This is a genomic window from Pseudenhygromyxa sp. WMMC2535 (assembly GCF_011083025.2).
The window spans coordinates 2,827,812-2,853,380 of record NZ_JABJWV010000001.1 but is presented as its reverse complement, the minus strand read 5'-3'; the positions used below and the strand labels follow the sequence as shown (position 1 = coordinate 2,853,380).

General features: G+C 69.8%; 21 protein-coding genes. 9 read left to right on the top strand and 12 right to left on the bottom strand.

The genetic code is table 11. The features are described 5' to 3' along the window. Nucleotides 1-125: 125 nt before the first annotated feature. Nucleotides 126-1,385, top strand: a complete 1,260-nt coding sequence (locus G6O69_RS10985) for a glycosyltransferase (protein WP_172303464.1) — start codon at nt 126-128, stop codon at nt 1,383-1,385. Nucleotides 1,386-1,521: 136 nt separating this feature from the next. Here G6O69_RS10985 and G6O69_RS10980 read toward each other — a convergent pair whose 3' ends face one another. Beyond that, nucleotides 1,522-3,045 (bottom strand): DUF4157 domain-containing protein, encoded by a 1,524-nt coding sequence (locus G6O69_RS10980; RefSeq protein WP_172303463.1) that lies wholly within the window; start codon nt 3,043-3,045, stop codon nt 1,522-1,524. Between the two features lie 404 nt (nt 3,046-3,449). Here G6O69_RS10980 and G6O69_RS10975 point away from each other — a divergent pair, with 404 nt between their 5' ends. The 3 genes from G6O69_RS10975 (at nt 3,450) to G6O69_RS10965 (ending at nt 7,976) form a co-directional block, all read left to right on the top strand. After that, nucleotides 3,450-5,642 (top strand): hypothetical protein, encoded by a 2,193-nt coding sequence (locus G6O69_RS10975; RefSeq protein WP_172303462.1) that lies wholly within the window; start codon nt 3,450-3,452, stop codon nt 5,640-5,642. Nucleotides 5,643-5,720: 78 nt separating this feature from the next. Continuing rightward, entirely contained in the window at nt 5,721-6,980 is a 1,260-nt protein-coding gene (locus tag G6O69_RS10970; protein ID WP_172303461.1) for a tetratricopeptide repeat protein, read from the top strand. 141 nt (nt 6,981-7,121) lie between these two features. After that, nucleotides 7,122-7,976, top strand: coding sequence for a hypothetical protein (locus G6O69_RS10965; protein WP_172303460.1), 855 nt, complete (start codon nt 7,122-7,124; stop codon nt 7,974-7,976). Nucleotides 7,977-8,033: 57 nt separating this feature from the next. On the opposite strand, the gene G6O69_RS10960 is transcribed toward G6O69_RS10965, so the two are convergent. From G6O69_RS10960 to G6O69_RS10930, 7 genes are all read right to left on the bottom strand, one after another. Then, entirely contained in the window at nt 8,034-9,284 is a 1,251-nt protein-coding gene (locus G6O69_RS10960; RefSeq protein ID WP_176396762.1) for an SAM-dependent methyltransferase, read from the bottom strand. A 21-nt stretch (nt 9,285-9,305) separates the two neighbouring features. Further along, nucleotides 9,306-10,013, bottom strand: coding sequence for a DUF459 domain-containing protein (locus G6O69_RS10955; RefSeq protein WP_172303459.1), 708 nt, complete (start codon nt 10,011-10,013; stop codon nt 9,306-9,308). Between the two features lie 45 nt (nt 10,014-10,058). Further along, nucleotides 10,059-10,703 (bottom strand): DUF3226 domain-containing protein, encoded by a 645-nt coding sequence (locus G6O69_RS10950; protein ID WP_176396761.1) that lies wholly within the window; start codon nt 10,701-10,703, stop codon nt 10,059-10,061. Further along, nucleotides 10,700-11,722, bottom strand: a complete 1,023-nt coding sequence (locus G6O69_RS10945; protein WP_172303457.1) for an ATP-binding protein — start codon at nt 11,720-11,722, stop codon at nt 10,700-10,702. The genes G6O69_RS10950 and G6O69_RS10945 overlap by 4 nt, the downstream gene beginning before the upstream one ends. Nucleotides 11,723-11,735: 13 nt before the next feature. Next, a complete protein-coding gene (locus tag G6O69_RS10940) occupies nt 11,736-12,929 on the bottom strand; it encodes an acyl-CoA dehydrogenase family protein (RefSeq protein WP_172303456.1) in 1,194 nt (397 codons plus the stop codon). Nucleotides 12,930-13,109: 180 nt separating this feature from the next. Continuing rightward, a complete protein-coding gene (locus G6O69_RS10935) occupies nt 13,110-13,634 on the bottom strand; it encodes a MauE/DoxX family redox-associated membrane protein (protein ID WP_172303455.1) in 525 nt (174 codons plus the stop codon). Next, nucleotides 13,631-14,254: a rhodanese-like domain-containing protein gene (locus tag G6O69_RS10930; protein WP_172303454.1), complete on the bottom strand. Its 624-nt coding sequence runs from the start codon at nt 14,252-14,254 to the stop codon at nt 13,631-13,633. Before G6O69_RS10930 ends, G6O69_RS10935 begins: the two co-directional genes overlap by 4 nt. A 208-nt stretch (nt 14,255-14,462) precedes the next feature. Here G6O69_RS10930 and G6O69_RS10925 point away from each other — a divergent pair, with 208 nt between their 5' ends. Next, nucleotides 14,463-15,215, top strand: coding sequence for a hypothetical protein (locus tag G6O69_RS10925; RefSeq protein ID WP_172303453.1), 753 nt, complete (start codon nt 14,463-14,465; stop codon nt 15,213-15,215). Between the two features lie 134 nt (nt 15,216-15,349). Then, nucleotides 15,350-16,183, top strand: coding sequence for a class I SAM-dependent methyltransferase (locus G6O69_RS10920; RefSeq protein ID WP_172303452.1), 834 nt, complete (start codon nt 15,350-15,352; stop codon nt 16,181-16,183). Between the two features lie 158 nt (nt 16,184-16,341). On the opposite strand, the gene G6O69_RS10915 is transcribed toward G6O69_RS10920, so the two are convergent. Next, entirely contained in the window at nt 16,342-17,229 is an 888-nt protein-coding gene (locus G6O69_RS10915) for an XdhC/CoxI family protein (protein WP_172303451.1), read from the bottom strand. Between the two features lie 126 nt (nt 17,230-17,355). Between G6O69_RS10915 and G6O69_RS10910 the strand changes: the two genes are divergently transcribed. The 3 genes from G6O69_RS10910 (at nt 17,356) to G6O69_RS40060 (ending at nt 22,010) form a co-directional block, all read left to right on the top strand. Continuing rightward, entirely contained in the window at nt 17,356-18,024 is a 669-nt protein-coding gene (locus G6O69_RS10910; RefSeq protein WP_172303450.1) for a hypothetical protein, read from the top strand. A gap of 91 nt (nt 18,025-18,115) precedes the next feature. Beyond that, on the top strand, nt 18,116-20,194 hold the full coding sequence (locus G6O69_RS39365) for an ABC transporter ATP-binding protein (RefSeq protein WP_172303449.1): 2,079 nt from the start codon (nt 18,116-18,118) through the stop codon (nt 20,192-20,194). Continuing rightward, nucleotides 20,187-22,010, top strand: coding sequence for an ABC transporter ATP-binding protein (locus tag G6O69_RS40060; protein WP_255216224.1), 1,824 nt, complete (start codon nt 20,187-20,189; stop codon nt 22,008-22,010). The genes G6O69_RS39365 and G6O69_RS40060 overlap by 8 nt, the downstream gene beginning before the upstream one ends. Before the next feature lie 30 nt (nt 22,011-22,040). On the opposite strand, the gene G6O69_RS10890 is transcribed toward G6O69_RS40060, so the two are convergent. The 3 genes from G6O69_RS10890 to G6O69_RS10880 form a co-directional block, all read right to left on the bottom strand. Further along, on the bottom strand, nt 22,041-23,375 hold the full coding sequence (locus G6O69_RS10890; protein WP_172303448.1) for an FAD-dependent monooxygenase: 1,335 nt from the start codon (nt 23,373-23,375) through the stop codon (nt 22,041-22,043). Between the two features lie 99 nt (nt 23,376-23,474). After that, entirely contained in the window at nt 23,475-24,716 is a 1,242-nt protein-coding gene (locus G6O69_RS10885; RefSeq protein WP_172303447.1) for a patatin-like phospholipase family protein, read from the bottom strand. A gap of 191 nt (nt 24,717-24,907) precedes the next feature. Further along, complete coding sequence (locus tag G6O69_RS10880) at nt 24,908-25,567, bottom strand: MBL fold metallo-hydrolase (protein WP_255215759.1); 660 nt, start codon at nt 25,565-25,567, stop codon at nt 24,908-24,910. Nucleotides 25,568-25,569: the final 2 nt, after the last annotated feature.

Here is a 25,569-nt window from a genome sequence, read left to right as displayed (position 1 = left end):
TTGCTGACGAGGCGCGAGGAGGGAGTTTGTCGGGCACAAATGACTGACGAGCAACGAAGTCAGCGGCCGGTGCTCCAAGCCTGGGGCCCTTCAAGTCCTCTGCCGCGCACACTAGACTGGGATGGGTGAAGATCCTGATCATCACCCTCGGCACCCGAGGCGACGTCCAGCCCTACGTGGCCCTCGGCGAGGCCCTCGCGGCCCGGGGTCACGCCGTCTCCCTCGCCACTGGGCAGGGCTTCGACGCGCTGATCCGAGGCGCGGGGCTCGAGCCGGTGGCGCTGAGCATCGACTACCGCCAGCTGCTCGACACCCCCGAGGTCAAGGCCGCGATGCGGACTTTCGCGGGCAAGCTGCGGGCCGCAAGGATGATGAAAGACGAGAACGCCCGGCTGCGCGACGAGCTGTGGGCCGCCTGCCAGCGCGAGCGCCCCGACCTGCTGATCGTCAGCCCCAAGGGCTTCCTCGCCGTGGTGATCGCCCGGGTGCTCGGGATCCCCTGCGTCACCTCCACGCTCCAGCCGGGCCTGGTCGAGCGCGGCGACTTCCCGCCCTTCTTGCTCGCCCGCGACCTCGGTCCACGGGGCAACCGCCTCGCGCACCGGGCCGTTGAGCGCCTGACCTTGGCGGGCCAAAACCAGTTCGTCAAAGCATGGGCGCGGCGCAACCTCCCACCGGGCAGCGACATCCGCCTGCGGGGCTTTCACGGTCACCACCCCGACGGGCGCCCGCTGCCCCTGCTCCAGGCCTACAGCGCTCACCTCGTCCCGCCGCCGCCCGAGTGGGGCGCCCTCGAGCCGGTCACCGGCTACTGGTTTCGCGCGACGCCCTCGGAGCCCGAGCCCCTCGCCCCCGCGCTCGCGGCCTTCCTCGACGCCGGCCCAGCCCCGATCTACGTGGGCTTTGGCAGCATGCCTCCCGAGGACGCCAGGCAGCTGACCGAGCTCGTGGTCGCGGCCGTCGTCGAGCTCGGTCAGCGAGCCGTGCTCGCCAGCGGCTGGGGAGCCCTCGAGGCCAACGCGGCCACGCCCCCCGAGGTCCTGGTGATCCGCGCGGCCCCACACCCGCGCTTGTTCCCGCGCTGCGCCGCGATCGTCCACCACGGCGGCTCGGGGACCACCCACGAGAGCCTGCGCGCCGGTCGACCCGCCGTGATCTGCCCCGCCGGCGTCGACCAGCCGTTTTGGGCGCGACGGCTGGTCAGCCGCGGGCTGATGCAGCGCGTCGTCCCCCTCGCCGAGCTGACCCGCGACACGCTCGTCGCCCAGCTCCGCGTGGCGCTCGGCGAGCCGGTCCGCGCGGCCTCGGCCGAGCTTGGTGACGCGCTGCGGCGCGAGTCCGGGGCGGAGGCGGCGGCGGAGATCCTGTTGGCGGCGATCGCTTGAGCTGCCCGCGCTCGGTCGGGCTTCCAGTCGTGGATCGGGTGTGTGGCACCACGTGATGAGCCAGCCGGGTTCGCACGCCAGCCGATCTCTTGCTGGCGTTTTCGACTCACGCTCCGCCTCCGCCCAGGAAGCGAGTCTACCTCACCACCGCGGGCTTTCCGATGGACTCATCGTCTCCTGGCGAATACTCCCAAAATCCGCCATCAAAATGATCTTTATTGAATATATTCAATCCCCTTCCCGACCTCTGCCTGAGTTGCACCTCACCCGCCTGAGAGCGCACGAACCGTCCACCTACCCTTTTATCTTCGTTGAATTTCTGACTGGGCTTGGAGCCTTGCGGCGCGACCACCCCCGAATGTCCTTCCCCCCCCCTCGGATCCTCACACGGACTATGGCTATCGGCAGACATACAAGTCTTCGTCGTGAAAACGACGAGCCTCCCCGCGTCTGCGCTGGCCTGGGCAGACCTCTCCTGTTCTTCGGGGTTTGCGCCTTTGACCGGGTTCCAGCCGTACATCCCTCCCCACTTGCGAAGCCAATTGTTTAGCGTTGGAGGGGTCATCAGTGTGACCTTGTTTGTCACCATGGATATCTCGCCTCCCGAACGATAGCGACTGACAATTTCATCCGGATCTTTCCACCATTGCTTTGGGAAGTAGGCCTCGCTGACGTGCATGTCGGCAAAGTCTGTCGCATAGATATTGCACTTGAACGCGCCTCCATTTGCAATATATCGTGTTGACGTGGGGCTCTCGACGTTCAAGGTGTCGGCGACTGCATGAAATGAAGCAAGCCCAATTATCTTGTCCAGCGCCTCGTACTCGACCCTCGACATCCTTCCCGTGGGCAGCATGCCGTGCTCGAGCACCATGCGCACATCAGACATATCGTCCTCGACGCGCTCGAGGTCGGCCACACTCGACATGGGATATTTCTCGAACAGTTCGGTCCCCGCGGCCAGCCTCCCATAATGATGAGAAAACCTTGCAAAGAGCACTTCCCCTAGCTGAGGATAGCGAGACAAACCGTCCGACTTGACTGGATCAATTCTCGACCCCCCACCAAGTTTGATACCGGGAGACATTGTCCTGTTGTCCGCGAAGGTGCTTTGTGACATTCGAACATAACGAGGGGGGAGGCCCTGGAGCTGATCTTCAGGCTCGCCCCCCCCAATGCGCCCGAGCACATAGGAAGCCGCCGCGGATGCGTCGGGGTTCTTGCCACCCACGACCTGAGTCAGACCATCGATCAGTGCCCCCATCACCACCGAGGATTTCTTTGGCGCGAGGGTCGAAGCCTTTGCCTCGACGCTGTCCGCCAATGCCTTGGCTAGGGCGTCATCGCCTGCCTGCGCCGCCTCGACCGTTTTCCTGACACCTCGAGGCGCTCGATAGACCCGCTCGTCGCCGCCCGCCACGTGGAAAAGTTCGTGAGCCAACAAATTTCGACCAACAGTCGTTTGAGGACTCCACTCATTCGAGCCAAAGACAATATGATTTCCGTATGTCAATGCTCGCGCATCGAGATGACCTGCCAGCGACGCGGACCTCGAGTCCCTATGAATCCGAACCCGATCGAACTTTGTACCAAACCTATCCTCAGCATCTTTCCGACTCGCAAACGGCAGCCGATGACCTTCGCCAAGCTGCTCGCGCATCTCGAGGTCCGCGGGACGGTCCCTGGATGGACGCTCCCTATCTGTAGCAGGTCCTCGCTGGAGGCCATGAGACAAGATCGGCTCGGCTGCACGCTCATGGGCGTCACTACGCGGGGCGACTCGCTGGGAAAGCAGCTTGGCGAAGTGCGTGCCTAGCGAGCCAGAGGCTCCTGCCCGCCGACCAGAGGCTCCACGAGCGAGCGGCTTGTACGATGACATTTTGACATGCTATCACCCCGAAAATGGCGAGTCGCCTTCCAGAGGGCCAGATATTGGCAGTCTCTTTGATTGGGGTGGCCCTTCTCGGTTTTCTGGCAAGCTGTGTCAACGAGCGCGCTGTCCCTCCCAGCGTCGCACAAAAAGAATCCTCGCAACCGTCAGACGACCTCGCAGCCGAGCCTGTCTTGCAGCTGGAGCTGCTGCCCAACCGCCGGCTCCCCGCCCCCGAGACATGGCGCTTGTCTCCCGACGGGAGGCACGTCGCGGCGCTCGACGAAGGCGAGTGCCACCTCTGGCAGATCCGCGAGCTTCATTACGCCGGCGCCGCCAAGGCTGGCGAGCTCGAGCAAGATCCTTGCGCGGACTGGCCGGGCGCGCGCTTGCTCGGGCGAGATCCTCTGCCCGGAGCGCTCGAAGGCAGGGCGCTCGCCGACGCGCTGAGCTCGAGCGACGCCTGCCTCGCTCGAGCCGGTGGTCCCCAGAGCCCCGACTGCGCTCGCCCCATCGCATCCGTGACCGCGAGCCCCACGGGAGATCGGTTCGCGGCGCTCAGGTCGGCTCCCCTCGAGATCGAGATCTGGTCACGCGACGGCCAGTCGGCGCCGCTCACCCTCGCGGTCCCCGGCTCGAAGCATCCATGGGCGAGCGTCGAGCTGCTCTGGAGCGCGCGCGGGCTCCATGTCCTGCTCATCGAAGCCTCGGACAGCGCGGACCCTCGCTCGACATCCGCGCCAAGGGTCGAGCTTTGGCTTTGGAAAAATTTCGACGAGCCCGCCCGAGAGGTCTACTGGTACGCGAGCGACGACGACGAAGGCCGCGCGCGCGCCGTCCATGTCGATCCGCTGCGGCGCTGGCTATGGTTCATGGAGCAGACGCCTGTGCCCCATCACCCCGGACACCTGCACGAGCAGACCTCGGGCGTCGATATCCACACAGTGGAGGGCGGGCTGCGAGTCTCGCCGCTGTGGTGGCGCGGGCCGGTCACGCCTGATCAGGCTGATCAGCCTGATCAGGCTGATCAGGCTGATCAGGCGCCCCCAGACGGAACCTTCGCGTGGGCGGTCGGGCCCGCGACGGCGTGGATCGAGGTCGAGCATCGCCGACACGAAGGCGACGCGCTCTTCGACTATCACGACACGCGCAACGCCCTCGTCATGCTGGCGCCGCTCGTCCATCGCAGCCAAAACGACAACTTCGGCAGGCAGCTGCGCGCCTACGACTGGTCGTGGCTCGGGGTCGAGGACGGTCGGATTCGCCTCGACGAGACCGTGTGCGAACCGACCTGGGAGCCATCGAAGGCCAAGCCCCCACCCTGCGCGCGCGCCGAGCTGCCCAAGGGCTGTGAGGTGCTCGATCGGCCGATCTCACCTCCAGGACAGCAGGGCTTGCGCGCGTCCTGGATCAGCTGCGCCAGCGGCCGCTACGCGGGCACGGCGGGGCTGTGGCCGTGGACGCGCGAGATCACGACGCCGAGCGCAGGCGTCCCGCTCGGGCCCGTGCTCGGCCGCCGAGGAGATCCGGCGACGCTGATATGGGGCAGCGAGGGGATCGCGATCTGGACCCGCGGCGGCGGGCTGACCCTCGTCGACGCTCGGCTCCAGGACGTCTACGCCGACCCCAAGGTCGACGCGATCTGGCGCGCGAGCCTCGACGCCGAGCTCGGCCTGGCGCTCATCCAGCGCGACGCGAGCCTCCAGGTCATGTCGATGGCCGACGCCAGCTTCTCCCCCTCGCTCTCGGCTCCGCCCCCCGACTGGGCGGCCTTTCACCCCAGCGGACACCAGCTCGCGCTGGCCTGGTCGAGCGAGATCGCCGTCTTCGATCTGAAGACCGGCTCCGCGCTCGCGCGCTGGGACGCCCCTGCTCCCCTGCGCGGGCTCGCGTGGCGACAAGACGGCAAGGTGCTGTTCAGCGGGCACGAGCGAGCCATCCCCGAGCTGGCCTGGGAGGGTGAAAGTGGCGCGCGCGTGCCCCGAGCAGATCCCTCGCCAGCCCTGCGCGAGCGTCTGCTTCGCAGCCAGCTCGATCCCTCGTGGCGATGGGCCAAGGACGGCGGCGCCTTCGTGCGGATCCGCGACGGCGCGTGGTTGGTCAGCTACGAAGCCAGCGCGCTCGTGACCAGCGACGGTCGTCATGAGATCGACGAGGGCAGCTCGTGGTATGGCGTCCGATGGTGGGCGCTGCGGCCTCGCGACGAGCTGCTCGGCGAGGTCGTTCCCCTCGACCTCGTCGAGGAATTTCGCCAGCCGACGGCTGCTCGCTTCGCCGCCGGCGCGAGCATGCAGCCGCTGACCGTGGCGCGCGCGCGCTGGCGAGAGCTCGTCGCGTGCGCCGAGGCGCAGCAAGACTGGTCCTCGCCGAGGTCGTGCCCCCCGTGAGCACGAGGCCCCGACATGTCGTCTTTGTTGGTCTGCCCAGCCACGCGCGCGCTCGTTTTCATCTGTTAAGCTGCGACGATGCCGACCGTCGTCGACACCGAGCTGCGCGCCCGTGTGCAGCGCCTGCTCGATGTCCCCCTCGACTGGAGCGAGGCCGCGGCTGTCCTGGCCCAGGTCCGCGCGCGCGGCCTCGCGCTCGCCCGCGCCGGAGGGGACGCCGAGGCGGTCGCCGCGAGCGAGCTGGCGGCGGCGCTGTGTCGGGCCCACGGCTCTGCCCTCGAGCTCGCACAGATCCTCGACGAGCTCGGGCTGCGGCTGACGGCCCTCTATCGCTACGCCGACGCGGCCGCAGCCGCAGCCGAGGCCGTGGCGCTCTATCGACGCGAGGGCCTCGAGCTCCCGCGGGGGATCCTCGTGGAGGCCCTCGATCGCCTGGCCAGCTGGCGCTTCCTCGCGGATCAGGAGCCCGAGCATCTGGGCGAGCTCGCCTCCCTCGCCCAGCTCCTGCGCGAGGCCGAGGTCGCCCAACGCTACCGAGACAAGCGCATCGAGGTGCTCGGGAAGCTCGCCGAGCGCACCAGCCGGGCGCGGCGCTTCGACGAGGCGGTCGAGTATGGGCGCGAGCTGATCGCTACGCTGCGCAGCGCCCCGATGTCCTCGATGACCTCGATGACCTCGAGCGAGCAGCGAGCGGCGCTGGCCAAGGCCCTGACCAACGTCTCCGTCGATCTCTCCCAGCTCGAGCGCCACGCGGAGGCCCTCGCGGCCAGCGAGGAGGCCGTCTCCTCGCTGCGCACGCTCGCCGAAGCCGCGCTCCCCGAGCACCGCCTCGCTCTCGTGCGCGCGCTGACCAACCTCGCGGAGGATCTCGACGCGCTCGGGCGCAGCGAGGAGACCCAAGCGCTGCGCCGCGAGGCCCTCGGCCACCGCCGCGCGCTGGTCGAGGCCACGGAGGACCCCGACGACCGCCTCGAGCTCCTGCCCGAGCTGGTCTCGGCCCTGGGCGACCTCGCCCTCGAGGCTTGCGAGCGCGGCGAGCATGACGACGCGCGCAGCCTGGCCCTCGAGGCCGAGGACCACGCCCGCGCGCTCTCGCAGGAGGCGTCCGAGGTGTTCGCGCCCGAGCTCGCGTGGGCCCTCGATGTCCGCGGGGTCGTCGAGCGCGCGCGGGGAGACCACCGCGCCTCGCTGGCGCTGCTGTGCGAGGGGCTGGCCCTGCTGCTGCCGCGAGCCGGCGTCGATCCTGGCGAGCACGCCGAGCTGGCCGCGGAGCTCGGCGCCGACATCCGGGAGACCTGCGCAGCCGGGGCCCTCGCGCTGCCCGAGGGGCTGCCCTGAGCCGACGGATCGACACGACCTGCCACCCACTGTGTCAAAGGGAGTCGATCCTCGCGCTGGGTCGGCTCCAAAACGCATGTTCGTGCCCCGAGTGAGCGCCTCCCCACCTTGGCACGGCCCTCGCACCACCTAGCGTTCGCCGTGCTGTTGACCGCAACGATCACCGACGAAGAATTCATCGAATTTGCCCGCGGACTGCTCCCCGTCCGCGTCGACCTCAGCGACGACGGCAGCGCCAGCCGCTACCTCGAGATCGCGGTGCTCCAGGACATGCACCTCATCGAGGGCGTGGGCTTGTCGGTCACGGCCCCGATCGAGATCCACTGGCCCGACCGCCAGCTGCTGACCCGCTTTCGCGTCGAACGCTTTGGCCTGCGCCTCGAGCCCCACCTGGTGCCCTCGCCCGCGGGCATGGCCCTGAAGGTCGACCTGCGCTGCGGCGACATCGATCTGCGCTGGATCCCCAAGGCCATCGACGGGCTCCTGGCCAAGGAGATCGACTCGCGGGTCCGCGCCATGGAGCTCGGCTTCACCTGGGATTTCTCGGAGACGCTGAGCTTTCACCTCGACGAGGCCAGCGGGCGCTCGACGGTCGCGGGCTTCGACTTCGACGTGAGCTCGGCCAAGCTGGTCGTCGGCGCGCGGGCCCTCGAGCTGCTCGTGCCCATGAAGATGGGCATCTCTCGCCGCGGCGTGGGGCCCCAGGCGCTGCCGGCCTCCGCGAGCGAGCTGCCGCCCGAGCTGACCACGAACGAGCCCGTCCCCGCGGCCGCGAACGAGCCCGTCCCCGCGACCGCCGAGCCCGCGCCTGCCCCCAAGCCCGTCGCCGAGCCCAAGCCCAGGCCCGCGCCCAGCACCCCCATACCTGCGGCGGCGAACGAGGCCGCGGCCAAGCCCGCGCCCGCCACCGCGCCCACCGAGCTGAGCGTGTCGCCGACGTCGAAGCCAGACTCGAAGCCCACTCCCCGCCCGACGCCGGCCCCGACGCCGCGCTGAGCCCTGGCCGATGGCCGCGTCTCGAGTGCGGTCTTCAGCTCGGTCGAGGATCCTCTGTCAGCCGCCGAGCAGCGCGAGCAGCCGCGGCCGGACGCCCAGCGCCGCGCAGCGCTGCGCTACGGCCTCGATCGCCGCGCGGGTCTCGGGCTCGTCCAGCCCCCGCGCCCGCGGCCGCCGCAGCGCTCGCAGCAGCAGGTTCTTGGGGGTGTGGGCCGCCGCCACGAATTCGACCACGCTGACCTCGTAGCCGCAGGCGGCCAGCAGCTCGACGCGCAGGCCGTCCGTGAGCAGCTCGCCGAGGCCGCGGCGCATCAGGCCATGATCGAGCAAGGCAGGGACCACGCCGGCCGCAGACGCAGCTCGAGCCTCGCCTTCGAGGGCCTCGAGCTGGCGGGCGAGCTCCGCCTGGCAGCAGGGCGCGCAGAGGATCGCCGGGAGCTCGGCGCGGATCCCCAGGGCGAGGGCGTAGTCCGTGGCCGTGTCGCAGGCGTGCAGGGAGATCGCCAGGTCCGCGGGGCCGCCGAGCGCCCTCGCCAGGGCCGGGCCGTCGAGCTGCTCGAGGTCCATGGCCTCGAAGCGCGCGTCGTCGCCGAAGCCGACCTGCGCTGCGCGCTCGCGGCTCGAGGTGATCACGTCCTCGCGGCGATCGATGCCCAGGAGCTGCCCGGGCTGCCCCTCGAGGCGCAGGGCCTCGAGCAAGACGAAGCTCAGGTAGCTGTTGCCGCAGGCCAGGTCGACCACGCGCAGCGGCCCCTCGGCCCGAGAATTGGCGAGCAGACGCGTCCACACCGGCCGGCACAGCTCCACGAAGTGATTGACCTGCTTGTACTTCTTGGCGCTGCGCGCCGAGATGCTGCCGTCGGCGTTCATGATCCCGATCGCCCGCAGCAGCGCGGCGCTGCGATCCGGCCGCAGGGCGCGGTCCTTGCCGCCCATGATCTTGTCGACGGTCGCGTCGTCGAGGACCCGCGCCTTGACGTGGCCGTGGCGCGCGTCGATCTCCACGCGGTGGCGCGGATCGATGACCACGCAGATCTTGACCAGCCCGCGGGCGGCGGCCTGCTCGGCGGCGGCCCACAGCGCAGCGAACGCGGCCTCGAAGCCTGTCTCGGTCGCGGTCTCGGTCTCGGAGCCGGACTCGGACTCGGACTCGGCGGCGAGCGGACCGGGGCCCTCGAGGACCTCTTCGTCGCGGGTCCCGTCGGCGCGCGCGGGGCTGGTGAACACCGCCCGCTCCCACCCACTGGAGAGCTTGCGCTGGAGCTTGGCCCGGGCGCGGTTGAGCTTGGATTTTTGCTTGCTGGACATGCTGGACACCGAGCGCTCGCGCTACTGACCGAGCAGCTGGGAGATCCGCGGACGCACGGCGTCGGCGAGCAGGCGGCTGCCCGCGGCGTTGAGGTGGATCCCGTCGCCGGCGCGCACCCGCTCGCGCTTGCCCGCGTACTCGAGGTGGTCGGCGTAGTTGCCCTCGTCGTCGGCGAGCACGGACCAGATGTCCAAAAAGCGCGCGCTCGGGCGGATCGCCAGGGCTTCTCGGTAGAGCTCGTTCATGTGCGCCACCCGGGTGTGCAGCCGCTCGAGGCGCATGGGCGGCATCCCGACCCAAAACAGCCACTCGCCGCCGGCCGTGACCGCGTCGGCGAAGAAGTGGATCCGCCGGCGATACTCCTCGTCCCAGCCGGCCTCGCCGTAGCGGATCCACTGGTCGCGGCCCATGTAGAGCCCCTGGCCGTCGTTGCCGCCGAACATGCAGACGACCGCGTCGGGCTCGAACGCGGCCCGGGCCGCGGCGCCCTCCTCGATCCAGTCGTAGAAGTCCGGTCGAGCCAGGCCGGTGGAGCTCTTGCCGCGGCGCTCGGTCAGGTAGCCGTGCTCGCGCTCGAGGTCGCGGGCCAGGAACAGGCCGAAGCCGCCGGCGATCATGCTGTCGCCGAGGAGCAGGACCTTTGTCTGCGCGGCGCGGGCCGAGCGAGGCAGCAGCGCCGCGCCCGAGAGCGCGGCGAGGGAGGCGATCCACTGGCGACGGCGGAGCATGGGCGTGGAAACGTAGGCCAAGGTAGCTGGCCTGGCAAAGCGGGCTCAGGGCGCGACGAACAGACGCTCGAGCCAGGCCAACAGCGCCTCGACGACGGCCGCGTCGGCGTCGAGATAGCGCGCCGTGATCGCCTGCCCCATCGGCCGACCCGGCTGCTCCTGGACGGCGAGCCAGGCGTGGACCCTCGCTTTTTGGGCGTGCCGCGCAGATACGCCGGCTCCGCTCTTGCGTGCCGCGTCGACGTAGGCTTTTGCCTGAGGCCAACACGCGTCGGCCTCGGGCACGAGAAAGGACACGAAGTCCTCGAGCATGCCGGGGAGCGCGTTGTCGGGCATCAGCCACACACCCAGGCGAGGCCCGCCCTCGGGGAGCGCGAGCACTGTCCCCGACGGGTCCGGCTGCGCCGGCATCACGCCGGGGTAGATCGTCTCGACGCGGTCGCGCAGCGCGGCCCAGCGCGCGGGGAGGTCGTCGTCCGCATCGAGGATGACTCCGAGATGCGTATCGCCGTTGGCCAGCAGTCTGACGCGAAAGTTCTCGAGCGCGGAATCGACCCCGTCACAGACCGCGATCTCGAAGCTTCCCTGCGCAATGCGTGGGCTTCTCGCTGCGAGCAGGGCCCAGAGTACGTGGCGATCGTCGGGGCCCTCGACGAGCAACACCTTCCCGTTGGGCTGGCGTCGACTCACCGCAGCTCGATCCCCTCGCGGGTGGCGATCGCCAGGTCCTCGTCCTCGAAGACCGTGGCCGCGACCTTGCCCTCTCGGCGCGCGAGCTTGACGAGCACCCCCGCCCCGGGCTCCTCGCTGGCGGCCTGCTGAAACGCCTCGATGCAGTCCCAGGAGTGCGAGGTGGCGAAGAGCTGCACGCCGCTTTGGGCCGTGGCCTCGAAGAGGAAGCGCCAAAAGTCGGGGAGCAGCGAGTAGTGGATGCCGTTTTCGATCTCGTCGATGAGCAACATCCCGGACTCCCGCGCGATCTCGAGGGCGAGCGCCATGGAGAACATGTGACTCACGCCATCTCCCAGGGACTTGAGCGGCTGCGGCTGCTCTGCGTCACGGAGCTTGACCATCGCCATGCGTCCCCTGTCGTAGTGCTCGGTCGAGAAGGGGTGGCTGACATAGGCGACCCGCTCGATCGGAGAGATCAGCTCGAGGCACTCGATCACGCGCGCCTCACTGCTGGTCAGCGAGACGGAGTCCCACCAGCTGGCGAGCCGATAGTCGTTGAAGCGGTTGGCCTCCAACAAGATCGGGAGCTGTGAGCGCGGGACGTGGTGGACGATCTTCTCGTACTTGATGGACAGGGGGTCGTCCGTCGCCTCGTAGTTGACGATCGTGGTCTCGGACGTCTCCGCTTCGGAGAGGTTGACGCCGATCATGACCCTCCGAGGTGAAGCGCTCCTGCTCTCGAGGGTGATCGTCGGCGCCATGCTCGCGCTGGCAAAGCTGCCATGAAAGAGCCGCGTCAAGGTGATCTCGGGCCCGCTCGCGTCCCGGCTCGCCTTTGGCCGTCCAACCTCGTCTCGCATGTCCAACATGTCGACGATCGCGTGCTGCACCCCCCTGGCTCGAAAGATCCTCAGCGCGTGCAACAACATCGTCTTGCCGACGTTGTTGCGCCCGACGATCAAATTGACCCGCCCGAGTCGGGGGATCTCGAGGTCCTCGAAGGTTCGAAAGCCGCGTGCGCGAAAGTCCTCGAGCATGGTCCCCTCGACTTCAGCTGAAGGCCGCGAGCCCCGTCAGCGCCCGGCCGATCGCCAGCGTATGGATCTCGTGGGTCCCCTCGTAGGTGTAGACCGTCTCGAGGTTGCACAGGTGACGCATGATGTGGAACTCGCCCATGATCCCGTTGCCGCCGAGCATCGTCCGGGCCGTGCGCGCGCAGTTACGGGCGAGCTGCACGTTCTCGCGCTTGAGCATGCTGACCTGCACGGGGTCGAGCTTGCCGGCCTGCTTGAGCCGGCCGAAGTGGTGGGCCAGGAGCAGGCCCTTGGCGATCTCGTCGTGCATCTCGACGAGCTTTTGCTGGGTCAGCTGAAAGCCGGCGATCGGCTTGCCGAACTGCACGCGCTCCATGGTGTAGCGCCGCGCTCGCTCGTAGACGTCCATGGCCGCGCCCACGCCACCCCAGCCGATGCCGTAGCGCGCCTGGGTCAGGCAGCTCAGCGGGCCCTTGAGGCCGCGGACGCCGGGCAGCATGTTGTCCTTGGGCACGACGACCTCGTCGAGGACGAGCTCCCCGGTGATCGAGGCCCGCAAGCTGAGCTTGCCGTGGGTCTCGGGGGTCGAGAAGCCCTTCATGCCGCGCTCGACGATGAAGCCGCGGATCACCGGGGTCTCGCTGCCGTGCTCGAGGGTCTTGGCCCAGACCACGGCGAGGTCCGCGATCGGGCTGTTGGTGATCCACATCTTCTGGCCGTTGAGCACGAAGTCCCCACCCGGGCCCTGCTGCTTGGCGTGGGTGCGCATCGAGCCGGGGTCCGAGCCGGAGTTGGGCTCGGTCAGGCCAAAGCAGCCGATCGCCTCGGCGGTGGCCATCTTGGGCAGCCAGCGCTGCTTTTGTTCCTCGCTGCCGTAGGCCCAGATCGGGTACATGGCCAGGGCCGTCTGGACCGAGCAAAACGAGCGGATGCCCGAGTCGACGCGCTCGAGCTCGAGCATGATCGCGCCGTAGGCCACGGGGCCGAGGCCGGCGCAGCCGTAGCCCTCGAGCGAGCAGCCCAGGAAGCCCATCTCGGCGAACTCGCCGATCAGCTGCTTGGGGAAGGTGCCGGCCTCGTAGTGCGCCTCGATCACCGGCAGGACCTTGGTCTGGCAAAAGTCGTGGGCGGACGACCAGATCAGGCGCTCGTCCTCTTCGAGCAGGTGATCGATGCTGACCAGATAGGGGCGCGGCTCGGGGGCGGGCATGGGGGACCATCGATACCAGATTTCCCCCCGCGACGCCCGGGAACGAGCGCGCGAGCAGATGACCGCGAGCGCGAGCTCGATGTGCTCAGCTCGGCTGCTCGGTCGAGCGCGCGCGCAGCCGTGCCCAAGGGCGCTCGACTCGACGATTCGGCCGAGCGCGCGGCCACGAGCTCGATGTGCTCAGCTCGGCTGCTCGGTCGAGCGCAGTCGTGCCCACGGGCGCTCGGCCGGGAGATAGGCGACGACGATCGCCGCGAGCAGGCCGAGGTCGAACACGAATTTGGGCCAGCCGACCGCGCTGGCCTCGTCGGCCTTGCCGAAGCAGCCGCAGCTGAGGTCGATGTCTCGCCAGATGATCGAGAAGATCAGCGCCAAGAAGGCGACCGTCAGCGCGCCGAGCACCAGGGCGCCGGCCCGGCGCTTGACGTTGGTGAGCACGGCGAGGCCGGCGATGATCTCCGTGACCGGGACCAGGGCCGCGGCCAGGTGCAGCGACCAGTCGGGGAAGGCCTGGTAGTTGGCGATGTCCTCGGCGAACTGCAGGGGGTCGAGGAGCTTCTGCGCGCCGGCGAAGACGAACACGCCGCCCACGCCGAGGCGCGCGAGCAGGCCGACCACGCGCAGCCACCTGGGCTCCTTGGGCTCGCTCGCCGGCCTGTCCTCGGGAGCCTGGGTCTCGCTCGCGCTCGCTCGATCGTCACTCACGGCAGGACCTCCTCGCTAGCTGGCGCCTCGCTGGCCGCCGGCACACTGCTCGAGCCCGCGTCGCCAAAGCGCGAGCTGCCGGTGACGGTAGGGCCCTCGTCGGCGATCCAGGCCTGCCAGCCACCATCGAGCACGCGGACCTGCTGACAGACGTCGCGCTCAGCGAGCAGCGCGCCGAGGTAGTCGGACTGCTCGCAGCTGCCGCCCTCGCAGTAGGTGATCACCTCGCCCTCGGGGGGGATCGGCAGAGACTGGACCTCGAGCAGGCCCTCCGCGTCGCTCGCGGGCAGGCTCATGGCCCCAGGGATGTGCGCGTAGTCGTAGGCGGTCGTGGGGCGCGCGTCGACGAAGGTGACCCCGGGCTGACCGAGCCGCTCGCGGGCCTCGGCCAGGGAGATCCGCGCGGCCGCGGGCGCGGGCTCGGCCGGCTCCTCTTCGAGGGTGCAGGTCTCGTCGCGCGGGGGCGCGACCAGCTGCATCTGCGGGTGGGCCAGCAGGAAGGTCAGGCCGCCGAGGACCGAGGCCCCGAGGACCAGCGCGGTGTCGCCGAGGCGCTCGAGCTGCCGGGCCAGCAGCAAGGTGACCACCCCCAGGGCGGCGAGCAGGAGCAGGGCCAACATGGCTGGTCCAGGGTAGCCGATCGGGCGGCCTTTGCAGGCACCGGCGGCGCGTGCGACAAGGGCGCGCAGCGCCGGGAATATTCTCGCCGACCGCGACCGAAGATCTCCCCCCGCGCCTGCGTCCGCTGCTCCGCGCGCCCCCGCCGGCTGCGCTCGCGCCGAAAATTGGCGCCACCCGCCCCTCGTGTTTCACTCACCACGCCCCGCGATGCCCGCCTCCTTCGAGACCCTCCTCCCCCGCCTGCGCACCTTGCTGGTCGCCGCCGTCGCCTTCCTCGGCAGCCTCGCCCTGAGCGCCGAGGCCGAGGCCGCCTCCCCCTCGGGCAAGAGCGGCCCCGGTGGCTCCTACTCGACCACCGGCGACTCGCGCATGCCCGACTTCGTCTACGGCGGCAACGCTCTGTCGTTCATGGGGCCGTTCCAGATCGGCCTGACCCCCAAGGGCTTCGTGCCCCGCGGCCGCTTCGCCTTCCAGTACGACCGCCAGCTCTTCCGCGCCCACTGGCTCCACGTCAACGCCGGCATCGCCTTCGACCGCGGCGACTGGCAGACCTTCGGCATGGACAGCTGCGGCCTCGAGTCCCAGAGCGGGACCTGTGAGCCGGGCGGCGTGGTCGGCATGGACGTCTCGGCCGGCTACACCCACAAGCTCTTCATCGAGGCCAAGCCGTGGATCGTGCCCACCTTCCGCGTCGGCCTGACCGGCGGCTTTTGGAAGCTGCCCCGGGTCGGGAGCAGCCGCGAGCAGACCCGCGAGCTGAGCTGGACCCTGGGCATCCAGGCCGCGGCGGGCGTGCGCTTCTTCCTGCTGCGCGAGCTCGCCTTGGGCATCGACCTCGAGCTGCGCCCGCAGCTGGCCGTGCACCGCGAGCGCGCCGACGGGGCCGTGGATCCGGACAACCAGGCGGCCTTCGTGCTGCCGCTGCAGATCACCCCGCTGATCCTCGAGTACCGGTTTTGATCTCGCACGAGCCACCTGGCACCCCGTCTCCTTGACCGCCCGGCGCGAGCTGGCCTATACCTTCTTTTAATTGAAAACGGTTTTCGTTTTCATGGAAAGACGGGTTTCATGGAGAGGCGGAAGAGGAGAGGCATATGACGACAAACAAGGTCGAGGTAGCGCTGGGTCCCGTTCAAGAGACGCTGCTGATCCCCCTGCTCGGTCGCGCCGAGGAGACCCGCAAGAAGCGGGGTCTCGTGCACGATCCAAAGGCCGTCGAGATCGTCGACTCCCTGGACTATGACTTCGGCAGGTGGAAGGGCATCCGCTCGCTGGTCGGCGCGTCGATCCGCACGCGGCTGTTCGACGACGAGGTCAGGGCCTTCCTCGACAAACACCCGGAGGGGACGATCATCGAGATCGGCGCGGGGCTCAACACCCGCTATGAGCGGCTCGACAACGGCCGCGCGCGCTGGCTGGAGCTCGACCTGCCCGACAGCATGGCGCTGAGGCGTCGCTTCTTCGCCGACACCGAGCGGCGCACGATGATCGACGCCAGCGCGCTCGAGACCGACTGGTACGACCGCGTCGAGGCCCTGCCGGGGCCCTACTGCTTCGTCTCCGAGGCCGTCATCATCTACATCGACAACGACGCCGTCGAGGCGATGCTCCGCCAGCTCGCGGCGCGCTTCCCAGGCGCGGTGCTGGTCACCGACACGACCTGCTCGAAGATGGTCGACGACCAGGCCAAGCACGACGCGATGAGCAAGATGCCCAAAGACGCGTGGTTTCGCTGGCGCTGTGACGACCCCGGGGGGCTCGAGCACCTCGACCTCCACCTCGAGCGCTCTCGCAGCTTCGCCGACGCGCCCGCGGAGGTCGTCGCGGCGATGCCCCTGCTCTATCGTCTCATCTTCACCGCCGCGCCGTGGATCATGCGTCGCCAGGCGGACGGGTATCGCATCAACCGCTTCCGGCTCGGCTCCTAGGAGCCCGTGGTGGAACCCAGCGCGGCTCCTCGCGCCGGGGTTTTCGTCGAGGGCGCGAAGCCAAAACGCCGCTGTACCGGGCGTACCGCAAGTTTTGGCGACAACGCCATCGGCGGAAGGACCAAGCGAGGTGTCGTGTTGGGTTTCGCCACGGGCTCCTAGCCCACGCGCTCGCGCTCGTCGATGCGCGCGACCGCCTGATCCACGCAGCCCATCGCCGCCCCGCTGCCACCGTGGCGAACGGCCACGAGCTCCGCCGCGATGCTCACGGCGATCTCCGGCGGCGTGCGTCCGCCGAGGGCCAGGCCGACCGGCGCGTGCAGGCGCGAGAGCTCCGGCCGCGGTCGGTCGCGCTCGTCGAAGCGCCGCAGCACCCGAGCGAGCACCGTGTGCACCTTTCGCTGGCTGCCGATCATCCCCAGGTAGGCGTGGGGCAGGGTCAGGGCCTGAGCCAGGGCTCGCTCGTCGCGGGCGTGGTCCCGGGTGACGATGACCAAGTAGTCCTTGTCGCTCAGGTCGGGCACGGCCGCGTCGATCTCGTCGGCGTCGAAGGCCAGGCGCTCGCAGTGCGCGAACGCGGGGGCCTCGAGCATCTCGTCGCGGTCGTCGAGGACGAGCACGCGAAACCCGAGCTGCAGGGCCTGGGGCGCCAGGGCCTGGGCGACGTGGCCGCCCCCGATGAGGATCAGCCGAGCTTCGGCCTGTAGGTACTCCACGAAGACCTCCATGGCGCCGCCGCAGCACATGCCCAGGTCGCGGACGAGGTGGGCCTCGACGGTCCGCGCTCGACCGCTGCGCAGGACCTGGCGGCAGGCGTCGAGCACCTGATGTTCGATGGCCCCGCCGCCCACGGTGCCCAGGGTGCGGCCGTCGGGGAAGAGCAGCATGCGGGCCCCCATCACCTGGGGCGCCGAGCCGGAGCGACGGATGACCGTGGCCAGGGCGGCCTCCCGCGGCCAGTCCCCCCGGCCCTCGAGGAGCTCGGCGATGACCCGGGCGAGGCGGGCTGGCGTCGTCGATCCCACGGCTTGGTCGCGCTCGGACACGGCGGCACCATAGCAAGGCCGGGGGACGCTGGGGATGGCCGCGAGCTGGCGAGGCGCACCGAGGGTCAGACCGAGCGAGGGCCACCGTGGTACCCTCGGCGCCCCTCGCTCGCTGGGAGTCCCGCCATGCTCATGCGCACCGTCAAGCTCGCCCTGCCCCTCTCCCTCGTCCTGACCGCGGCCGCCGCCACCGCCATGCTCGGCTGTGAGCCGCGCGAGAACCCCTACGAGGTCAAGGCCAAGAGCGGCCCCGACCTGCACAAGATCGACAACACCGCCAGCGAAGAAGAGCTGGCCGAGGCCCGCAAGGCCGCCGGCCACCCCTCGCAAGACGAGATCGCCAAGGAGAACGCGGCGATGTTCGAGAAGGGCGCGCGCGAGTACATCAAGACTCGCATGAGCGAGTACCGCGACTTCATGAAGGAATTCCGCGGCCACCTCGACGACATCGAAAAGCAGGCGCCCAAGTGGAAGGATGACGCCGCCTTCGAGAAGTTCGACAAGAAGTACCGCGAGAAGGTGAAGGACTTCGGCGACACCTACGACACGCTCACGGCCAAGGGCGTCGAGGGTGGGAACACGCAGGCCGACCTCGGCGCCGCGTTCCGTGACTTCGAGCAGCTCAACAGCGACATCGGCCCGGGCGTGACCGACAACGAGGCCTTCCCCGAGGCGCTGAAGAGCATCCGCGAGCGCCTCGACGAGGTCGACGCCGCGCTCGACGACATCGAGCAGGACGAGACCCTCGAGATCAACGCGGACTACAAGCCCAAGAAAAAGAAGAAGAAAAAGTAGGCGAGAGGCGCCGAGGGCGAGCACCCCCTGGTCCGCCGACTCCTCCGATCGAGGGGGTGCCAAGAGCAAGCTTTGCGGGTAGAAAGCCCCCGTGTCGGAGGCCGCGAAGGAGCGCACGATGGTGCAAACCGCGCTCTTCGTGACCCGCGCCGTATTCCGTTACGCCCGCCGCTACTGGGTCTCCTACCTGTTCGGCTTCGCGGCCCTGCTGGCGACCAACTGGGCCGTGGTCCGCATCCCCACCTTGGTGGGGGACATCCTCAACGAGCTGAAGGCCGCTGGCAGCGCGGGCCTGCGCGAGTCCGCCGAGGCGAGCACCCTGGCCATCGAGCTGATGCTCTGGGCCTGCGTGCTGATCGTGATCCGCACGCTCTCCCGGGTGCTCTTCTTCAACCCCGGCCGCGAGATCCAGTACCGCATCGGCGTCGACCTCTTCGCCCACCTGCTCACGCTCCAGCGCCCCTTCTTCAACCGGCGCAAGATCGGCGAGCTGGTCTCGGTCGCGACCAACGACACCCAGTCGATCCGCCTGCTCGTGGGCTTCGCGGGCCTGCAGGTCTGCAACGTGATCGTGGCGATCCCCCTGCACCTGTGGCAGATGCTGCGCTCGGACTGGGTGCTCACGCTGTGGTGCGTGACCCCGGTGCTCTTCGGCGCGATCTACATGCGCCGGACCGTGAGCCGCTTCTACGCCCTGGTCCGGACCTCGCTCGAGAAGCTCGCCGCGCTCTCGGACCGCATCCTCGAGAGCTTCTCCGGGGTCGGGACGATCCGCTCGCACGTGGCCGAGGAGGCCGCCGTGGCCCGCTTCGAACGCTACAACCGCGACTACCTCGAGCTCCAGCTCGACGTCGCCCGGCTGCGCGCCTTCGCCATGCCGGTGCTCGGCTTCACGGGCTACCTGGGCGCGGGCCTGGTCTTGTGGATCGGCAGCGAGCGGGTGCTCTCGGGGGACATCGAGATCGGGACGCTGGCGACCTTCACGGCCCTGCTGATGAGCCTGATCTCGCTGCTGGTCTCGGTCGCCTGGGTGCTCACCGCCTTCTCCCGGGGCACCGTGGGCCTCGACCGCGTCCAGACCCTGCTCGACGCCGAGCCCGGGCTCCCGCCTGCGAAGCGCCGCCACCAGCTCGAGGCCGCGCCGCGCATCGAGCTGCGCGCGCTGAGCTTCACCCACGAGGGCCGCGATCAGCCGGCCCTGCGCGGGGTCTCGGCGGTGGTCGAGCCCGGCCACACCCTGGGCATCTTCGGGCGCACCGGCTCGGGCAAGTCGACGCTGATCGAGCTCCTCGCCCGGGTCTACACCCCGCCGCCCGGGGCCGTGATCGTCGACGGCCACGACATCCGCGACCTCGAGCTCGCGCCCCTGCGCGAGGGCCTGGCCGTGGTCCCCCAGAGCCCCTTTTTGTTCTCCACCACCTTGCGCGACAACCTCCGCCTGCTCGGCGAGCGCACCGGGCACACCGCCACCGAGGACGCCGAGATCGCCGGGCCCAAGCTCTTCGCGCGCCTGGCCGCCGCCCGCGAGGCGCAGGCCTCGGCTGCCCTGGCGAGCGCCGCGGGTCCCTCTCCCGAGCTCGCCGCCAGCGACCCCAAGCTCGACGCGGTGATCGAGTCGGCCTGCCTGGGCCCCGACATCGCCGCCTTGCCCGAGGGCCTCGACACCATCGTCGGCGAGCGCGGGGTCATGCTCTCCGGCGGCCAGCGCCAGCGCGCCGCCCTCGGCCGGGCGCTCTACCGCGAGCCCAAGCTGCTGCTCCTCGACGACGTGCTCTCGGCCGTCGACCAGGCCACGGAGACCAAGCTGGTCGCGGCGATCCGCAGCCTCAACGCCGACAGTGGGTCGGGGAGCGCCTCCAGCTCGCGGCCGACCACGGTGATCGTCTCGCACCGCACCAGCGTGCTCGAGCACGCCGACGAGATCCTCGTGCTCGAGCGCGGCGAGGTCGTCGAGCGGGGCAACCACGCCGCGCTGATCGCCGCCGGTGGCGTCTACGCCGCCGCCCACGAGCACCAGCGCGAAGACGCCGAGTCGCGCACGCGCACGGAAGAAGAAGAAGAAGAAGAAGAAGAAGAAGAAGAAGAAGAAGAAGAAGAAGAAGAAGAAGAAGAAGAAGAAGAAGAAGAAGAAGAAGAAGAAGAAGAAGAAGAAGAGGCCAGCGATGGCTGAGCGCGCGAGCTCGGCCGCAGCGCTGCTGCGCCGCTTTTGGGGCTTCGCCAAGCCGCACAAGCGCTGGCTCTTCGCCGGCCTGGCGGCGATCCCCCTGGTCGCGGGCATGGCCACGCTGCGCCCGCTGCTGATCAAGGAGGTCGTCGACACGGCGATCCCCGCCGACGACGGCGCGAGCCTGCGCCAGCTGGCGATCTTCTTCCTGATCGCCGTCGCCGTCGAGTTCGTGGCCATGGCCGGCCAGGTCTACGCGCTCCAGCGCGCCGGCCACGCCTCGATCTACGACATGCGCGCGGCGATCTTCCGCCACGTGCTGTGCCTGCCGGCGCGCTTCTTCGACAAGCACCCCCTGGGCTCGCTGCTCTCGCGCAGCACCAGCGACGTCGAGGCTCTGGGCGAGACCCTGTCCTTCGGCGTGTTCACGATCCTCACGGACGTCGTGATGATCGCCAGCTTCCTGGTCTCGATGGCCATGCTGAGCTGGCAGCTGACCTTGCTCTCGCTGTCGATCGCGCCGCTGCTCTTCCTGCTCGTGCGCGCCTTCTCCAAGGTCCTGCGCGGGCTCCAGCTCGAGGTCCGCCGGGCCCAGGGCGTGCAGTCCGGCTACCTCACCGAGCAGCTCTCGGGCGTGGGCGTGGTCCAGCTCTACGGCCGCGAAGACCACGCCCTGCACACCTACGACGCCCTCGGCTCGCGCTACCTGCGGGCCACGAAGCTGGCCAACATCTTCGACTCGCTGCTCTACTCGCTGATGGACGGCATCTCGGCCTTTTGCGTGGCCTTGCTGCTCTTCTTCGCCGCCCCGGCCCTGCTCGACGACACCAGCGTGCTGACGGCCACGACCGGCGCCCTGACCCTGGGCACGCTCTTCGCCTTCGTCGAGTACCTCCAGCGCATCTTCGTGCCGATCCGCGAGTTCTCCTCCAAGCTCGCCACGGTCCAGCGCGCGGCCGCCTCCCTCGAGCGGATCTACGGCCTGCTCGACACGCCCTGCGAGCGGCGCACGGCCCCCGACGAGGACACGCTGCTGCGCGGGTGGAAGGGCGCCCTCGAGGTCCGTGACCTGCGCTTCTCCTATGGCTGGGGCGACGCGGCCGACGGCCAGCGCGAGGCCCCGGTGATCCTCCGCGGCCTCGACTTCGACGTCGCCGCCGGCGAGGTCATCGCCGTGGTCGGGCGCACCGGCTCGGGCAAGACCAGCCTCGGCCGCATCCTCACCCGCATGTACGACGGCTACCGCGGCAGCGTGGCCCTGGTGCTCGAGGACGGGCGCAAGCTCGAGCTGCGCGACCTCCCCCCGGACCTCGTGCGCCGCCACCTGCTCATGGTCCAGCAGGACGTGTTCTTGTTCGACGAGAGCGTGGGCTTCAACGTCAGCCTCGGCGAGCGCGACCTCGACGATGACCCCGCGGCCATGCTCGAGGCCCTCGACACCGTGCAGGCCGGCGCCTTCATCCGCGACCGCGGCGGCCTCGACTCGCCCGTGGGCGAACGCGGCGCCAACTTCTCCGCGGGCGAGACCCAGCTGCTCGCCTTCGCCCGCGTCGCCGCCCGCTCGCCCACCATGCTGATCCTCGACGAGGCCACGGCCAGCGTCGACAGCCTCACGGAGCAGCGCGTGCAGCAGGCCATCGAGCGCCTGCTCGACGGGCGCAGCGTGCTGGTCATCGCCCACCGCCTGAGCACCGTGCGCCACGCCGACAAGATCATCGTCCTCGCCGACGGCGAGATCGCGGAGGTCGGCAACCATGAGGCGCTCATGGCCCGAGACGGGCTCTACGCGGACCTCTACCGCAGCGGCTTCGCGGAGGAGTGAAGCCCCCCAGGCCGCGCGCGGCCGCGCGGCTCAGCCCTGGACCGAGAGGCTCGGCCTGGCGTTGAGGGTCGCCACCGAGAAGCCCGCCGTGCGCTTGTAGTTCTCGGCGATCGCCTCGAGCTCCCCGGGGGCGAACACCTCCTCGACCCTGGCGAAGCCGTGGGGCGCCCGCTCGTCCGCGAGGTCCATGCAGCGCTCGGGCGCGTGCTCGCGGTTGGCCACGACGATCTTCGCGGTCGCCGGGCGGCGCGTGGCCTCGTAGGCGACCAGGCCCGCGTCGAGGTCGGGGGCGAGGGCGAGGGCGCGGGCGAGGATCCGCGCGTCGAGGATCGCCTGGGAGGAGCCGTTCGAGCCGGCCGGGAACATCGGGTGGGCGGCGTCGCCGAGCAAGGTGACGCGGCCGCGGGTCCACGCGGGCAGGGGGTCGAAGTCGACCATCGGGAAGTGATAGACGGCGTCGGCGCTGCGGATCAGCGCCTCGCAGTCGAGGAAGTCGAGGATGATGTCGGAGAAGCGCGCGCACAGCTCGTCGGCGTCGACCTCGGCGTGGCGCTCCCAGCTCGGGCCCGGGAGCTCGCCCTCGGCGAAGGCCGCCTGCTCGGCCGCGAGGCGCTCGCTCGGCCCGCGATCTTCGACGACCCAGTTGAGCAGCGTCCGCCCGCCGCCGCCCGCGTCGACCGGGTAGACGGTCACGCGGTGGCCCGAGCGCCCCGCCATGATCATGGTCTTGCCGTCGAGGAAGGGCCGCGCCAGGGTCACGCCCCGCCACATCGAGACCCCGGTCCAGCGCGAGGGCGCCTCGCCGAGGGCGAGCAGGGCCCGAACCCGGGAGCGAAGGCCGTCACAGCCGACGAGCACGTCGGCCTCGCGCTCGCTGGGCTCGCGCTCGCCGTGGCGATCGACGAAGCGCGCGCGCACCCCCTTGCCCCGCGGATCCCCCCAGATGTCGTGCACTTCGAAGCCGTCGAGGTGCTGGGCGTGGTGGACCCGCTCGGGGCCGAGGCGCTCGAGCACGGCGTGGTGGAGCACCCCGAGCAGGCGCCCGCGGAGGATCGACAGCTGCGGCCAGCGGTAGCCAGCGGCCAGGCCGCGCGGCTCGGACCAGATCCGCTGACCCCAGCGCGAGTAGTAAGCCAGCTCGCTCGTCTCCACCGCGCAGGTCTCGAGCCGCGCGAGCAGGCCGAGCTCGTCGAGCTCGCGCACGGCGTGGGGTAACAAATTGATCCCCACGCCAAGCTCGCGGGTCGCCGAGGCGGACTCGAACACGTGGACGTCTTCGAAGCCGGCAGCGTGGAGGCTCAGCGCCAGGGCCATCCCCCCGATGCCGCCGCCGGCGATCAAGATGGTGGCATGGCGGGCACTCATCGCCTCATGCTAGCAGGGCGAGGTCGGGGCCAGCGCGCCCGCGAGGCGCTCGTGCGCGGCTCCATGACCGGCTGGCTGGCTCGTGGTTTCGCGCCGCCGTCAGGGGCAGGGACGAAAGAGCGCCTCGAGGCGATCGTGCTGGCGGGCCGCGTCGGCGTAGCCGAGCTCGATCAGCCGGTTGACGTACTCGGGGTCGAAGAGCACGTAGGAGGCCAGGTCGCTCTCGCCTCCCTCGGCGCGCTCGTCGGCCTCGACGGAGCGACGGATCGCGCTCGACACCACGCCCGAGTAGCGGCGCAGGCGGGTGTCGTTGACGACCTCCCAGGCGATCCGCCCGAGGTCCTCGCTGGGCTGGATGACCATGGTCTCGACGCTGTGCCAGGGATCTTCCCGGTCCAGGGATCGGCTCAGGCGCTCGGCGAAGTCTCCGCCAAACTCGGCCTCGCCGGCGGCGAGCATTCGGTTTGTGCGATCGATCCGCTCGAGGTCGGCCTCGACCTTGTCGAGGAGCAGAGAGTTGAGCAGCTTGCCGAGCAAGAAGAAGGCGTTGGGGTAGACGGTCTCGGCCTCGGCGCGCTGACGGGCGCGGCGCTCCGAGGGGCTCTCGCCGTGGCGCAGGCCGATGACCAGCATCCGCCGGGCGCCCAGGCGCAGCGCCGGCCGCAGCGGCGTGTTTTGACGCAGGGCCCCGTCGACGAAGAACTGCCCGCCCACCTTGACGGCCGGGAAGAGCACCGGGATCGCCGCCGAGGCCAGGGTGTGCGCCGCGGTGATCCCCGTGCTGACCACGGTCTCGTTGTTGCCCTCGGGCCACGGCTCGACCCGGCGCCGACCGGTCTGCACGAAGACCGTGGAGATCCCCGTGGCGATCTCGGTGGCCGTGACCGAGAAGGCCTGGAGATGACCCGCGGCCAGGTTCTCCGTGAGCCGCCGCCAGGGGATCTGCTCGCGGACCAGCTGTTCGAGGGCCGAGGAGTCGACGAGCCCGCCGAGGCGGCCGCCGTGGGGGGTCTGGTCGAGGCGCGTGCCAAAGAGCGCCCGGGGCAGCTTGCGCAGCTGGGCCCAATTGAAGTCGTAGACCTTGTCGATGGTCAGCTGCGACCAGACCCGCGCCAGCGCGCGCGCCTGCGCCCGCGGGCGATCGCAGGTCGCCGCGATGTACGCTCCATTGATCGCCCCCACGGAGGTGCCGGTGATCACATCGAAGCGTGTATCGACGTCGAGGCGCTCGCGGATGTAGCGGAGCACGCCGACCTCGTAGGCTCCGCGCGCACCCCCTCCCGAGAGCACCAGCGCGACACAAGGCCGCCCCCCTCGCTGCTCGCCCGAGCCTTCGCTCATCGTCGCCGACGATACTATCGCGGGTTCTAGAGCGGCAATCAGTTTGAATTCACACTCTCAGGCACATCTGGGCGGCCCCGTGGTCTTTGTCGCTCGGCGCTCGCAGTGGGTCCACCACAGCTTCGGCCTCGCTCCTCGCCACGAGACCGCCCAGACGCACCTGAGAGCGCGCCTCCAAACTGATTGCCGCTCTAGAGGCCCAGGCGCAAAAAGCCCAGGAAGGGGTTGGACTTCAGCTCCTGGCCCAAGGTGGTGACCGGGCCGTGTCCGCTGTGCACGCGCATGTGCGGGGGCAGCTCGAAGAGCCGGCGGAGGCTATCGCGCGCGAGGCTCGGGTCGCTCATGGGGAAGTCCGTGCGCCCCACGCTGCCCGCGAACAACGTATCGCCGACGATGATGTCGTGGTCGTCGTAGTAGCAGCCCTGCCCCGGGGTGTGGCCCGGGGTGGATAAAAAGCGCAGCTCGAGCGTACCGATCTGCACGCTGTCGCCGTCATCGAGCAGGTGATCCACGCGGCCGCAGGGGCGGTTGAGGTGCGGGGCGCCAAACCAGTCGCCTTGCTCCGGCAAGCGTTCGAAGAGCGGGAGCTCCGCCCGCGGCAAATAGGTGGGCACGTCCCAGCGCTCCTGTAGCCAACACAGCCCCCCAGCGTGATCGACGTGGCCATGGGTGAGCAAGATCGCCCGGATATCCGGAGCTGGATCAATGTTCGAGAGCTGCTCGACGAGCTCGCGCGTCTCCCCCGTGTCGACGATGGCCGCGGCGCCCGTCTCGGGATCCGTGACCAGGTAAGTGTTGACACCAAAGAGCCCGACGGTGAAGCAGCGGATGTCCATGGCGAACCCGAGCATCG

What these genes read in the sequence shown, in the direction of transcription:
- G6O69_RS10980 (WP_172303463.1), bottom strand. Translation starts at nt 3,045, where the DNA reads ATGCGCGAGCAGCTTGGCGAAGGTCATCGGCTGCCGTTTGCGAGTCGG.
- G6O69_RS10970 (WP_172303461.1), top strand. Translation starts at nt 5,721, where the DNA reads ATGCCGACCGTCGTCGACACCGAGCTGCGCGCCCGTGTGCAGCGCCTG.
- G6O69_RS10960 (WP_176396762.1), bottom strand. Translation starts at nt 9,284, where the DNA reads ATGTCCAGCAAGCAAAAATCCAAGCTCAACCGCGCCCGGGCCAAGCTC.
- G6O69_RS10955 (WP_172303459.1), bottom strand. Translation starts at nt 10,013, where the DNA reads ATGCTCCGCCGTCGCCAGTGGATCGCCTCCCTCGCCGCGCTCTCGGGC.
- G6O69_RS10945 (WP_172303457.1), bottom strand. Translation starts at nt 11,722, where the DNA reads ATGCTCGAGGACTTTCGCGCACGCGGCTTTCGAACCTTCGAGGACCTC.
- G6O69_RS10940 (WP_172303456.1), bottom strand. Translation starts at nt 12,929, where the DNA reads ATGCCCGCCCCCGAGCCGCGCCCCTATCTGGTCAGCATCGATCACCTG.
- G6O69_RS10930 (WP_172303454.1), bottom strand. Translation starts at nt 14,254, where the DNA reads ATGTTGGCCCTGCTCCTGCTCGCCGCCCTGGGGGTGGTCACCTTGCTG.
- G6O69_RS10925 (WP_172303453.1), top strand. Translation starts at nt 14,463, where the DNA reads ATGCCCGCCTCCTTCGAGACCCTCCTCCCCCGCCTGCGCACCTTGCTG.
- G6O69_RS10920 (WP_172303452.1), top strand. Translation starts at nt 15,350, where the DNA reads ATGACGACAAACAAGGTCGAGGTAGCGCTGGGTCCCGTTCAAGAGACG.
- G6O69_RS10910 (WP_172303450.1), top strand. Translation starts at nt 17,356, where the DNA reads ATGCTCATGCGCACCGTCAAGCTCGCCCTGCCCCTCTCCCTCGTCCTG.
- G6O69_RS40060 (WP_255216224.1), top strand. Translation starts at nt 20,187, where the DNA reads ATGGCTGAGCGCGCGAGCTCGGCCGCAGCGCTGCTGCGCCGCTTTTGG.
- G6O69_RS10890 (WP_172303448.1), bottom strand. Translation starts at nt 23,375, where the DNA reads ATGAGTGCCCGCCATGCCACCATCTTGATCGCCGGCGGCGGCATCGGG.
- G6O69_RS10885 (WP_172303447.1), bottom strand. Translation starts at nt 24,716, where the DNA reads ATGAGCGAAGGCTCGGGCGAGCAGCGAGGGGGGCGGCCTTGTGTCGCG.
- G6O69_RS10880 (WP_255215759.1), bottom strand. Translation starts at nt 25,567, where the DNA reads ATGCTCGGGTTCGCCATGGACATCCGCTGCTTCACCGTCGGGCTCTTT.